This is a genomic window from Winogradskyella ludwigii (assembly GCF_013403985.1).
GTDB lineage: Bacteria > Bacteroidota > Bacteroidia > Flavobacteriales > Flavobacteriaceae > Winogradskyella > Winogradskyella ludwigii.
This window is the reverse complement of sequence record NZ_JABFDF010000005.1, coordinates 288163-301839: the sequence shown is the minus strand read 5'-3', so window position 1 is coordinate 301839 and position 13677 is coordinate 288163. Positions and strand designations below refer to the sequence as shown.

Genomic DNA, 13677 nt, shown 5'->3' with positions numbered 1-13677 from the left:
TAAACCCGTTTTTATACTCATGAGTGTACAACTGAAGCGCTATACTGTTACTATTATCTTTTTATTTCTTTTTTTACAGTGGTCTATTGGACAAACCGTTACTGTATTAGAGGCAGGTACCCAAACGCCTATTCCAGGTGTTGCTGTCTATCATCTTAATAAAAGCAAGCCTTTAATTACTGATATGTATGGTAAAGTCTCGTTGGATGATTTTACTGCAGATGGGCTTATTGTCTTTAAAGATTTCTTATATGAAACCGTTCAGTTTACGAAGTCTGAAATTGCAATCCGTAAGGGTGTGGTTTATCTTGTTCCTAAGGTAGAGGGACTTAACCAGATTGTTATTTCTGCCTCTAAGTTTGAACAACATAAACGTGATATTCCGCAAACCATTGTTAGTATTAATGCCAAGGATATTGCCTTAGCGAATCCGCAGACCAGTGCCGATGTTTTGGAGAATACCGGGAATATTTACATCCAAAAAAGCCAATTGGGAGGTGGCTCTCCTATGATAAGAGGGTTTTCTACCAATAGACTTTTAATAACTGTAGATGGAGTGCGGATGAATAATGCCATCTTTAGAGGCGGTAATCTTCAGAATGTAATTTCTATAGATCCGTTTTCTATTCATCATACCGAAGTTACATTAGGAGCTGGAGCTGTTGTTTATGGTAGTGATGCTATTGGTGGAGTTATGAGTTTTTATACAAAGACACCACAACTGTCTCTAACCGATGATTTGAATATAGAGGCCACTGCTTTAACACGTTTTGCGACGGCGAGCAATGAAAAAACGGGCCATTTTGATGTTAATCTAGGTTACCAGCATTGGGCGTTTTTAACTAGTGTGAGTTATACCAACTTTGGCGATTTACGTATGGGGAGTCATGGTCCTGATGATTACTTAAGGCCCACTTATGTAACACAGGAAAATGGAGTGGATGTTATGGTGACTAATCCGAATCCTATAGTGCAATTACCTACAGGTTATGATCAAATAAATGTGATGCAGAAGGTGCGTTATGAGCCGTCTAACGATTTGGATTTGGATTTAGGACTGTATTATTCTCGAACGTCAGAGTATTCTAGGTATGATCGGTTGCTGCGTTATAGCGGTGATCATTTGCGATCTGCCGAATGGAATTATGGGCCGCAACAATGGTTTATGGGTAACTTACAGTTAACCAAATTGAGTAGCCGTTCTAATCTCTATGATAAAATACAGACCACGTTGGCTTATCAGAACTTTGTAGAGAGCCGTAGTGATCGAGATTTTGGTTCTGAATTACGTGATATACGCGAGGAGAATGTTGATGCTATTTCGTTTAATCTTGATTTGGAAAAGCATATTCATCCTAAACTGACGCTTTTCTATGGTGCAGAATATTTATATAATACGGTAGGTTCTGAGGGCTCTCAGTACCATCTAGACACAAAAACCACGACTGCTACTGTGACGCGCTATCCTGATGGAGCGACTTGGCAATCTTTTGCGGCTTATACCAGTTTAAAATACAAACCGAATAGTCGTTTTGTGCTTCAGTCTGGTTTGCGTTATAACCAAGTGTTATCTCATGCTGATTTTACGGAGAATAATGTGTTTTTAAACCTTCCTTTTGATACGGCAGATGTGAATACTGGAGCCTTAACAGGTACTGTTGGTTTTACTTGGTCTCCAAGTGATATGATTCAATGGAAACTTAATGCTTCTACAGCCTTTAGAGCTCCGAATATTGATGACATTGGTAAGGTGTTTGATTCTGAGCCAGGCGCTGTTGTGGTGCCTAACAAAGATTTGGATGCTGAGTACGCTTATGGTGGGGAGTTGGGCTTAAAACTTAACTTTAACGATAAGGTGGTTATTGATATGGCGACGTATTATACCTTTTTAGATGATGCTTTGATTCGACGAGATTATGAGTTGAATGGAGCTACAGAACTGGATTATGATGGGGAATTAAGTACCATACAAGCCATACAAAATGCGTCTAAGGCTTGGATTTATGGTTTTGAAGTTGGTATAGATGTTCATTTTACTAAGTCTTTAATGTTACGTTCGCAGTATAATATTATTGGTGGTACTGAAGATAATAATGGAGTAGAAGAGCCTACACGACATGTGGCTCCTAATTTTGGGAGAACGCATTTGACTTGGACCAGTAAGCGTTTTTTGTTTGATGCCTTTATGGTGTATAATAGTACGTTGTCTTTTAACCAATTGTCTCCTTCGGAAACGGCTAAGGATTATATTTATGCTTTGGATGCTGATGGGAATCCTTATGCTCCGTCTTGGTCTACTTTAAATTTAAGAACGCAGTATCAGTATAATGATCATCTGAGTCTTACGGCAAGTTTAGAGAATATAACAGATCAGCGGTATAGACCTTATTCTTCTGGGATTTCGGCAGCAGGTAGGAATTTGGTGCTTGCTTTGACCTATACCCTTTAGTCGCTTTCTGTTTCTACTATAGCCTTTACATTTTTGATGTTTTACATGTTTTTACTGGTTTGTGGTATGCTGGTTCTATGGTTTTGAGCAGGTGTCAAGGGTCGTTGGGTGTTATACGGCTTACATACGGAGTACATACGGAGGAGATACGGAGTAGCTACGGAGGAGTTACTGGTGCATTTTGCTTATTATTTGATTTTTATCTGGATATGGCCTTAAGCTCACCCGACGCATACCCGACGCATATCCGAAGGAGACCCGAGGTTACTATGGGTGAACCTCTCTTTTTCTTTGGTTTTGCTTTGGTTTAGATGTGGCTTGGATGTGGCTTGGGTCTTGTTTCGGTTTTGCTTGGATTTTGCTTGGTTTGGTCATAGGGTTTGTGCTGTTTTATGTTGTAACAGGGTATTGTATGCACAAAAAAAGCCTCATTTTCATGAGGCTTTTTTCGATTGTTCTATAGGCTCTAAGCAAATGCTTAGCGCCTATAAGGTTGGTTGGTTGGTTAGTGTTGTTTTAATGCTTTTTTACTGATTACTTGTCCGCTTGCTAAGGTCACTTTAGCGATGTAAGCAGCTTGGCTTAATTTAGATACATTGTAAACCTCGGTTGCGCTGTTTCCTTTAAAGGTATAAATGCGTCTTCCTAAGGCATCAAATAGTTCTACATTAGTAATGGTTTGAGATTTTCCTACTTTAAATTCAACTTCACCATTTTGTAATTCTGTGATGGTAAGATCAGTTGCCTCTATAACACTGTCTTCTATTGAAAGTGTTAAGGTTTCAAATACAATTTCGAAACGGTTGTTGAACTCGCCAGCCTCAGATGTAAATGTGTAATCTGAATCTTTAAGGTTGTGTGTTGTGTTTAATACATTATCCTTTACGTACACCGCATTTTCCGTCATAAAGGTTCCTTCTAGTTGGTAGATTGAAATGCTGTATAATGTTGGCACTTCTATTCCTGTTACGAATCCTAAAGGAATGACTTCGTCTAGGGTTAAACTGTTTGGGTTTTTACCTTGAATGGCTAAATTTTGAACCTCAGCATTTTCGATTACTGAATATAGTATGGCGTTAATATCCGTAGAGATATTCTTTTTAGCATCGTAATACGCACCATCATAATCATCTGTAGCTCCATTAACGTAGGCAACCAAAGTTTGATTTGTTACGCCGTTGTCTGTGGTTAAGTTTAACCATAATTTGTTAGGCTGATCTGCGGCACCTGATCTAAAGAACTGAGTGTTACTTCCTGTAACTCTCATGCTATTGTTAAATACCACGTCTGTTCTTTTAATATCTGTACTTACGGTTGAAGCGGTAGCTCCATTATCCATAGATACAAAGAAGGCTTGACCAGAAGGAATTGCTCTATCTGGCATTACTAGATCTCCTCCCATGGTTTCACCAGATCCATTAATTATGGCATAATCGTCTTGTGCATAGTTAAGTCCTTCGTTACCATTTTCAGTAGCTGATGCTGCTGTTGCTTGCGACCAGAAGAATATGGCTCCGTCTATAATGGGATCTGTTTCACTTGCGTTAACGTCTAAGAATAGATCTGCATCTATAGCTGATGGGTATGGGTTGCCGATGAGGTTCCAGTTGTTATCGTTAGTTTCCGAATCGTTTCTGTAGATAGGGATGTTATAAATTCCGTTGTTAAAAGGCCCTTCAAAGGTGTAGGTTGCATTTCCAGGGAATAAACCTAAAACAGACTGAGCTGCAGCATAACCATAACCTGTTGCCATAACATCTGGGCCCAATGCAGGGACCCAATCGTCACCGTTATCATCAATATCATCTTGTCCTATAACAGCCGAACCGTCATTAGAAGTCTCCCTTGTTTTATCTAAAAAGTTTTGACCACTGTAAGCGTAGGTTCTACCAGGATTAGCTTCGGCTAAACCGTCTCCAACTAATTCTCCAGTAACAGGCGTGCTCCAGTATACATATTCATGACGATTATTTAAATAACCTGTTGTTTTAAATACTATTATTTTAGTTTTGTCTGATAATACATTTCCTGTAACAGTAGCGGCATCATTTACTTGAACAAATGAACCCGAGGAATTAACAATTAGGCTTCCATCTACAATTAGATTATTTTTTACTTTTACGTAAGTATTGTCAGAAATTATTAATTCATTACCTGCTGTAATTGTACAACCACAGGCTTCGAAACTTGTTTCACCGTTAGTGAGTTCTGCAGTATCATAGTCGCCATCGATGACAATATATCTGTCTAGTCCTGTCGCTGTATCCCAGTTTGTACCGTCCCAACTTGACACACGTACATCTAATTTTACGGCGTTAGAGGCTGTAAAACACGTTGCTGTATCTTCTCTTAATTGGCAGTAATATTGATAACTATTTAAAGTTTCTGTATTGGCAATGCTTAACATGTTAGATTGTTGTCCTGAGTAATCTGAGTTTCCTGCTAAAATTTCTACCCAAGTTGCTGTTCCTGGTGCGTTATAGTACCATTGGTATGCTAATTCTTGTGTGTCATCTCCTGCGTCATAACCTTCCATACCTGAAATGGTAAAGCTTGCTGCAAACTCACACTCAAAGTTTGCATCGGCAGGTTGAAGGGTTACGGATGGTGGCGAACCAGTTGAATAACTAAAAAGTCCAATGTCACTATAGTCATTACCACTACAAGATGAAACGCCGTCTCCAACCCAGTCAATAATGGTCCAGTTACTAAGTTCTGCTAAGGTAAACGTGGGATCTGGAAGTTGAGTTGCTGTGTTGGAGCGTCTGAAATTAAAACCTCTATCACCTGTTATGATTGTAGAGTCCATCCAATCGCTATCTTGATAAACACCAAATTCATCTATTGTTGTTCCTGATTTTACCAATCTAATTAGATCATGTTCATTTGATTTTTTATTAATACCTCCACTAGAAAATTGAGCATTAGTCGTTGTCGTTAATTCACCAGAACCTCCAGTTATACTTGTACACGCGTTAGTTGGGGTTGGTGGATTTTGTCTACCTAAGGCGATCACATAAGTACTTCCATTAGGTATAGCATAATTTTCTAAATCAAAAATGTTAATTGCAGCTGCTGTATTGTCACCGTTAGCAATTACCTCGATAGAGTAATCGTCAGTATTGATTGTTAATCCGGTTCCATTATATAATTCTACGTAACTAAGACCACCAAAGGTAGCATCCGTAATTTCACTAATAAATAAATCGGTTGGTACTACACCGGAATTCCCTTCACAACTTGAAATTTGTGAATTAATAACATTAAAAGGAGTTGAAGCCGGACAACCTAAGCTATCTGAAATTTCTAAGGTTCCACTTGTAGCACCCGATGGAACGGTAACTTGCATTTCTGTTGCAGAGATATTAGTTACTGTTGCAGATACACCATTAAAAGCTGCTGTTGCCGTTGCCAAGTTTGTTCCTGTAATTGTAACTATTGTGCCTACAGGGCCAGATGAAGGACTGATAGTTATACTACCAGCAGCGCAATTACCTTCTCCGCTCACTCCGAATGTATAAGGGTTTTCATCTGCATCATCGTTTACGATAGTAATAGTACCGTTTCTGGTCCCTATAGCGGATGGATTAAATTCTATTTCGAAAGCAACTAAATCTCCAGGAGCTAAAGTTACAGGTGTTGGGTTAGTGACAATAGTAAATTCCGTAGCGTTAGAAGAGGTTATACTAGGTACATCCAAATCTGCAGAGCCTTCATTTCTAATGTAATAAGTCTTTACAGGTGGTGTGGCTGTACCCACTTCTGTAGCGGCAAAAATAGTATTGTTACCGGTGTTAGCTGCATTTCCATTGGTGATTGAAGTAAAGGTATTTCGTTCTACGTCTATTTCACTAGCTGAGTATGCACAGAGGTTAAATGTGCCAAATGAATTATTAAAGAATTCCCAGACTCTGACATACACTGTAGCGCCAGGTGTGAGGCCAGATGCACTAATTTGAGACATGTTATCTTCTCCAGAATCGTCATCACAACTTACTAAAGATAAACTTCCGCAAGACCCTGTGTATAATGCCATACCTGAATCTGTAAAACCTCCATTTTCAGAAGTTGTAAGGGTTACGGCTCCACTAGAAGGTACAGTAAGTTTAAACCAAACATCTCCGCCTTGGTAGCCACCACAACCAGGATCTGCAACACCACTATCTGTAGCTCCTACATTAGTAAAAGATTGATTGACGCAGGTGCTGTTTACAGGTATGGTTAATGCATTTATACAAGAATCGTAAAAGTCGTTGTCTGTTATCGTTACGGTGTGTGTGGTATTGGCACCTATAATTGCAGCATTACCACCAGTTGGGTTGCTAAGATTTAAAATAATGGTCTCATCAGACTCTATATCGATATCATCGTTAGAAATAAAGATTGTAAAACACTGATCTGCGGTATTTCCTGCAGGGAATGTAAGTGTTTGTGGAAAGCTAATTGCCGCAGGAGTACCAGCTCCATCGTCGTAATCGGTTCCGTTGGTTGCCGTACTGGCTCCATCTAAGGTGATGTCTACGGTTGTGGCATTGGTAGCTGATTCGTTGGCGATAGCGACACAAACATCTATAAAAAGGCCATCTTCTGTTAGTGTAGATGAGGTAGAATTAAATGCAACATTTGTATCTGAAATTACAGTAGAACACGAATCACCGCTTAAAGTAATATCGTCAATAGCCCATATTTCATTAGTAGCATCATTTAATGATACAACTTTAACAAATAAAGTATTCCATGTGTCTGGAACATCTACTATTAAATTAGATTTTGCATTATTTCCTGATAAATTACCTCCACTAGGATAAGTGTAAGTAATTGGAGTTCCAGCTGTAGTACTAACGACACCTGTTCCACTCATTCCAAATCTAGCATTACTATTTCCAACAATTGTAATATCTGGTGTTGAGCTAAAAGTTGACGTTTGTGAAAGATAAACTTTTAAATTGTCACCACCATCAATTCCATTTCCAGTTGAACCAGATATTGAGGCATTCCAAAGACTAAAAGATACATTTGTTATGCTTGAAATGTCGATACCACTACCACCGTTATCTAGATTAATTGTAGCGTTGCCATTAGTACGTTGAAATGAACGAGAACCTGATTTTATTCTATCACTTGGAGTACCCGTATTAATGGTAGAAGGTGCTCCATTTGTATTTGAATATAACCAAGTGTCTCCGCTTGTTTCAAAACCTTGGGAAAATAATACGCCATTGGCACCATCATCATCAGTAATACTTAAGGTCGTTTCATCATCACTACCTACTGCGGCACTATCTCCACCAGCTACGTTTTGAATTTCAAAGGTATAATCGGTGCTGTCGCTGCAGTTGGTGTTGTTTGCAATAGCTACAGTAACACATTGTTGCGCGCTGCTACTTGCAGGAAACGTTATGTTTTGTGTAGTGTACGACAAGTGTGGTGCAGTGCCCGACGTTAATACCACTTGTGCCGTCGTTGGTGTTGCACTTGGATTTGTGATATCTACGCATAAATTAATAGAACTACCTCCTTCATTTGCAGAATAAGTTGCTGACGCAAAGTCTAGTTCTGTATCTGTTGAACTTGCACCTATTCCTGTTAATATTAAATCTTGCATACGGATACCTCTTCCAGAGGTTGCATTTACTGATAATCTTAAGACCGTATTTGCTGAAACTGTTGCAATGTTTATTGTTCTTGTAATGTAGCTTGTTGTTGTATTAGGTGTTGTATACGATTGTGTAAAGGTTGTCCCTCCATCTGTTGAAACTTCAACTAAAACAGCTCGATGTGATCCAGCACCATAAGATCTTATATCAACCTCAAAAGTAGCACTAGTATTAGCGCTCAAATCATAAGAGGCAGTTTCTATTACATCACCAGTGCTAGCAGGTTCTATAAGATAATATCCTGATTGGGCTATAGGTAGTCCTGTGTTGTCAGTGTCAGTCCATCCTGCTGGAAATGTGCCACCTCCGGCTACATTAAAAATTTCTTGTCCATACCCAGACAAAACAAAACATAAAAAGGCGATAAGGGACAGTGCGTAGTTTTTTACCATAGGGATAGTTGAGGGTTAGTGACTGACAAATGTATTCTAATATTAGATTCGGTTAATGTCTTGTAAGTTATGTATTTATTAACAATAGGAGATTGTGTTTTTGCAACTTATCTATTAAGTGTATGATAAATCGGTTAAACGGTAATTTAACATTGTGATAAATTCGATGTTTTAACATTTAGTGGTTTGTGATTGTTATTTATTTAGGGTTTTGACTGCATTATATGTTGCAGCGCTATCTTTTGTTTTGGGATTCTATTGTACTTTTGAAATCTATGGATTTAAGTAAAAGCTATACGGTAGCGGAGGCTCAAAAAAAACTGGAACATTATTGTGCTTACCAAGAGCGCTGCCATAAAGAGGTGCGGCAAAAGTTGCGCGATATGCGCATGATTCCTGAGGCTATAGATGTGATTATAGTGCAGTTGATTGCTGATAATTTTTTGAATGAGGAACGCTTTGCTCAGGCTTTTGTTCGTGGGAAATTCCGGATTAAAAAATGGGGTAAAAACCGTTTGCTGCGTGAGTTGAAATTTAGGGGTGTTTCTAAGTATAGTATTGATAGTGCTTTTAAGGAGATTGATTTGGATGATTATTATGAGACTTTAGATGAATTGGTGCAGAAACGGATTGCTCAGGTAAATGAGCCTAATGTTTATAAGAAGAAGAAAAAGGTGGCTGATTATTTGTTGTATCGTGGTTGGGAATCGGGTTTGATTTATGAGAAGTTGCGGGAGTATCTTGGGTGATTTTTTTTGGTTGGTGGTTATGGGTTTTGTGGATTCCTGCCTTCGCAGGAATGACAGAAGGTAGTGAATTTAGGTTTGTTATTGGTTTTGGATTTTTGCTTTTGCAGGGGTGACAGCGTTGTTTGGGGATGATTGTTGGTTTTATTGTGGTTGTGGATTCCTGCCTTCGCAGGAATGACAAAAGGTAGTGCAGGAATGAAGAGTGTTATGCAGGGTTGACTAGTGTTGCTTATGGATGATGGTGTTGTTTAAGGATGATTGCTTTATGTATGGATGATTGTTGGGTTTTTGTGGATTCCTGCTTTCGCAGGAATGACAAGTGGTGTTTGGTTGCTGTTGCTATATAAAATGAAAAAAGCCTTTTCAGTGCTGATGTTATCAGGTGAAAAGGCTTTTATTATGTGTTGTAATTAGGTTCTATAGGTTAAATACAGCTCCTAGGTTTAATGTGAATTGGTTGTGTATATCGATGCTGTCTTTTTCGTATTTGGCTAACGGGAAATTGGCTTCTGTGTATACTCCGAATCCTTCTGTAAAGAAATAACGTGCTCCAAGGTGACCACCAAAGTTTTTAAGGCTAAGGTTTAAACCTGGATATAGATCGAAGTTTTCATCGATATTAATAACGTTACCTAAGTTGGCGTTAAAACGTGCTTTTAAATCGAAACGATCTCCGAAGTCTAGATCTTCGATACCGCTAGCACCACCTAAAGCGTAAGAAGAGGATACACCAACTGAGATGTTTTCTCCTAAACCGTGATCGAAACTTACATTAACTCCGGTTGCGTAATCTTGGATATTGGCACCGACTTGAAACTTTTGATCTCCTTTACCTTCAAAGGCTTGTGCATTACCAAAACTAAATGCTAATAATGCTACTACAAGTAAAATATTCTTCATGTTTTTCATTTTTAAATGGGGGCAAATATACGAATAGTATTTTTATAATTGTTAGAAAGTTAGTTGAAACGATGGGTGTTAGCTATGGCTTTATTGTTTTTCCAGTCGATCCATTTTTGTCCTTTAATACGTCGCATGAGATTATCTATGTTGCGCATTATAAAAACGTTGTATAGGGCTTTTGCTATGTTTTTGGGATTTCGGGCTATGGCGCGTAAGCTCATAGAAAATCCTGGGGTTATGTAACGCATGTAGTGCCAGTAGCCTTCTGGCATGTATAGGATTTCTCCGTGGTTAAGTTCGCATGTCCACCCTTTGGCCTTTTTTAAGGCTGGCCATTTTGTGAGGTCAGGTTTATTAAAGTCTATATCTTCTCTGGTAATTAGGGAGTAGGGGACTTTATAGAGGTGTTTGTTTTGCTTTTGGTTGAATAGGATGCATTGTTTTTTGCCTTGGAAATGGAAGTGGAAAATGTTTGCCAAATCGATATCGTAATGCATAAAGGTATGTGAGTCTTTTCCGCCAAAGAAGAGCATGGGTAGTTTTTTCATGAGTCTTAATCCGAAATCGGGAAAGGTGAAATCGTTTTGGAGTTGTGGGACTTCTTTTAGGATGTTCCAGAGGAAAATGCGGTATTTGGTGGGTTGGGTTTTTAGTAGGTCTACGTAATCGCTCATTTTCATTTTGGCGTGCGGTTGGTTGAAGCCGTCTTTGAAATGTACGGGTCTGTCGTCGTAGAGTGGGACTGTTTTATCTCCTGCGACTTCTTTGATGTAGTCTAGGTTCCATTTGGAATAGGCAGGCCAATCTGTGATGTGTTTTTCTATGACCACTGGTTTTTGTGGTTTGAAATAGTGTGTTATGAAATCTGCTTTTGAGATGGTTTTAACACGTGGTATTTGTTTGAGGTTTAGTGGCAATGGTTATTGTTTTTTAATGGGGTAAAGTTACGGAAAGTTGTTGGTTTGTGGATTCCTGCCTTCGCAGGAATGACAGTTGGTGTTGAATTGGGGTTTGTTCCTGCCTTCGCAGGAATGACAACGTTGTGTAGGGAATGATTGTTGGTTTTGTGTTTTTTGTGGTTCCCGCAGATCTTGAAGATTTACGCGGATTTTGGTTTTTGTGGATTCCTGCCTTCGCAGGAATGACAAATGGTATTGAATTTAATTGGTTCCTGCCTACGCAGGAATGACAAGTGTTGTGTGGGGATGATTGTTGGTTTTGGTTATTGGTTGTGGATTCCTGCTTTCGCAGGAATGACAGGGTAACGTTGGGATGACAGTGTTGTGTAGGGGTGACAAATGGTATTGGATTATAGCCATTTGGTGTCTCTTGATGTGGCGTCTAGGATATCTATATTTAAAACTGAAGCGATTTGTTTGGCTTTTGAGAAGGCATCCTCTACGTCTCTAGAATCGTAAATTTCTATTTTTTGATTGGTGTTGTAAAATAGATTGACTTTAACCACTGCATTGGATACATTGGCACTCGCGCTTGCTGCCCAAACGGTTGTGGTTTCTGTAGTTTTAAAGACAGAGACATAATCAATTTTTGGAAGTGGTTGCCATTTTCCAACAGTGATCCCCAAAAAAGATTTAACACGTCTGTATTTATTGTTTTTGTAATCTAACTCCATACCCTCTTGTATTAATAAATAGATGCCTATAAATAGAGGTACTAAACCTTTAATATCAGTTATAGTGGTTATGAGTCCAACAATTAAAGCAAAAGTTCCGAGTACGTATTGCCAAACTAAATTTTTTCTTTTAAATTTAAATGTGTTCATATATAATGTTTAAATAAAAAAAGTCCATTTTTTTACAAATGGACTTTTTCTTGTTTTTAAAATGTCTTAAGACTTTTTAACCTTAGGATCTTCAGCTATAATATTTTCATCTTCAACTGTAGTTGCTTCAGTTTCAATATTAGCATCTTCTGCTTCAATTTCTTTTTTGTCTTTTCCTTTTAAATACTCCGGTAAATCCATACCCGCCATATTAAACATTTCTTGTAAAGGTGGTACAGATTTGTACATGCCCGATAAGAAGCCAGCAGTAGACGATTTTCCATCTTCTCCGCCTGAACCATTATCCCAAACGGTTACTTTATCAATCTTAATATTCTTAATGGCTTCTGATTGGATTCTTACCAATTCTGGTAATTTGTCTGCAATTAATAATAATACCGCATCTCTACTGTTGTTTCCAGCAGCTTTTACAATTTGCTCCATACCAGCTGCTTGTTTGGTTAAGATTTCAAACTGTCCTTGAGCTTCGGCTTGTGCTTTAAATAAGATGGCATCTGCTTCCCCTTTTGCTTGTCTTCTAGTACGTTCTGCTTCTGCTTCTGCGTCTATTTCAGCTTTTTGTTTATCAATTTCAGCTGGCACTACGATATCTGCTAATTGTGTTGAGCGTACACGTTCTGCTCTTGCAACTTCTGCTTCTCTTTCTGCAGCATACGCTTCTTCTAAAGCTTTTGCAGCTTGTACTTTTTCAGAGGTAATAGCTCTTTTTTCAGCTTCTGCTTCTTTTTCTCTTCTTAAAGCATCTGATTCTGCAATTGATATTTTTGCTGTGTTTTCTCCATCAATAGCGCGTGCGTTTGCCTCAGAGGTTTTAATTCTTTCGTCTTTTAAAGATTCTGCTTCACCAATTTTTGCTAATGCGATAGCACTTGCTGTTTTTACTCTTTCATTTTGGTTTGCATTGGCTTCACCAATTTTGGCTAGTGCATTTGCAGCAGCAATTTGAGTACGTTCATTTTGTGCAGCATTTGCTTCACCAATTTTTGCTTTAGCATGTAATTCTGCAACTTGTGTTCTTTCATCTTGTTCTGCGTTTGCTTCACCAATAGAACCATCTCTGGTTTTCTCTGCCACCGATTTACGTGCTGCGTTAATTGCATGTGCTGCAGCTTCTTTACCTAAAGCTTCGATATAGCCAGACTCGTCAACGATATCCGTAATGTTTACGTTGATCAGTTTTAACCCTACTTTCTTTAATTCTGTTTCTACAGATTGTGAAATGTTGGTTAAGAATTTGTCTCTATCGTTATTAATTTCCTCAATATCCATTGAAGCCACTACTAAACGTAATTGACCAAAAATGATTTCTTGAGCTAGTTCTTGGATTTCATTTTGTCCTAGTCCTAATAAACGCTCAGCCGCATTTTGCATGATACCAGGTTCTGTAGAAACCCCAATGGTAAAACGCGATGGGACATTAACACGAATGTTTTGCTTAGATAAGGCGTTAACTAAATTCACCTCAATAGAAATTGGCGTTAATTCTAGGAATTCGTAATCTTGGATTACAGGTAATATAAAGGCTGCACCACCATGGATACATTTGGCTGATTGTCCGCCTCCCACTTTTCCATAGACTACTAAAATTCTATCTGAAGGACAACGTTTGTAGCGTTTGATTAAAATGATGATGGTGACCACAATAAATAAGGCCACAAAAATGAATAGCATAGGTCCGCCGAGGCTTTCCACATTAATGTTTTGAATGGTTAGTACATGCATA

The 13677-nt window shown here is 38.6% G+C and carries 7 protein-coding genes; 2 read left to right on the top strand and 5 right to left on the bottom strand.

Features of this window, described 5'->3' with window-relative positions; all coding sequences use genetic code 11:
- Window positions 1-19 precede the first annotated feature (19 nt).
- Entirely contained in the window at window positions 20-2449 is a 2430-nt protein-coding gene (locus HM981_RS13635) for a TonB-dependent receptor plug domain-containing protein (RefSeq protein WP_179339359.1), read from the top strand.
- 505 nt (window positions 2450-2954) lie between these two features.
- Here HM981_RS13635 and HM981_RS13630 read toward each other — a convergent pair.
- Window positions 2955-8498: a choice-of-anchor D domain-containing protein gene (locus HM981_RS13630; RefSeq protein WP_179339358.1), complete on the bottom strand. Its 5544-nt coding sequence runs from the start codon at window positions 8496-8498 to the stop codon at window positions 2955-2957.
- A 275-nt stretch (window positions 8499-8773) separates the two neighbouring features.
- On the opposite strand from HM981_RS13630, the gene HM981_RS13625 reads away from it, so the two are divergent.
- A complete protein-coding gene (locus tag HM981_RS13625; RefSeq protein ID WP_179339357.1) occupies window positions 8774-9247 on the top strand; it encodes a regulatory protein RecX in 474 nt (157 codons plus the stop codon).
- Between the two features lie 417 nt (window positions 9248-9664).
- Here HM981_RS13625 and HM981_RS13620 read toward each other — a convergent pair whose 3' ends face one another.
- From HM981_RS13620 to HM981_RS13605, 4 genes are all read right to left on the bottom strand, one after another.
- On the bottom strand, window positions 9665-10147 hold the full coding sequence (locus tag HM981_RS13620; RefSeq protein ID WP_179339356.1) for a DUF6646 family protein: 483 nt from the start codon (window positions 10145-10147) through the stop codon (window positions 9665-9667).
- 59 nt (window positions 10148-10206) lie between these two features.
- A complete protein-coding gene (locus HM981_RS13615; protein ID WP_179339355.1) occupies window positions 10207-11067 on the bottom strand; it encodes a cupin-like domain-containing protein in 861 nt (286 codons plus the stop codon).
- Window positions 11068-11459: 392 nt separating this feature from the next.
- Window positions 11460-11933, bottom strand: a complete 474-nt coding sequence (locus HM981_RS13610; protein WP_179339354.1) for a hypothetical protein — start codon at window positions 11931-11933, stop codon at window positions 11460-11462.
- 66 nt (window positions 11934-11999) lie between these two features.
- A complete protein-coding gene (locus HM981_RS13605; RefSeq protein ID WP_179339353.1) occupies window positions 12000-13676 on the bottom strand; it encodes a flotillin family protein in 1677 nt (558 codons plus the stop codon).
- Window position 13677: the final 1 nt, after the last annotated feature.

Bases quoted from the DNA above. Each gene is read 5' to 3' on its own strand.
- HM981_RS13620 (WP_179339356.1), bottom strand. From the start codon at position 10,147: ATGAAGAATATTTTACTTGTAGTAGCATTATTAGCATTTAGTTTTGGT.
- HM981_RS13630 (WP_179339358.1), bottom strand. From the start codon at position 8,498: ATGGTAAAAAACTACGCACTGTCCCTTATCGCCTTTTTATGTTTTGTT.
- HM981_RS13625 (WP_179339357.1), top strand. From the start codon at position 8,774: ATGGATTTAAGTAAAAGCTATACGGTAGCGGAGGCTCAAAAAAAACTG.
- HM981_RS13610 (WP_179339354.1), bottom strand. From the start codon at position 11,933: ATGAACACATTTAAATTTAAAAGAAAAAATTTAGTTTGGCAATACGTA.
- HM981_RS13605 (WP_179339353.1), bottom strand. From the start codon at position 13,676: ATGCATGTACTAACCATTCAAAACATTAATGTGGAAAGCCTCGGCGGA.
- HM981_RS13635 (WP_179339359.1), top strand. From the start codon at position 20: ATGAGTGTACAACTGAAGCGCTATACTGTTACTATTATCTTTTTATTT.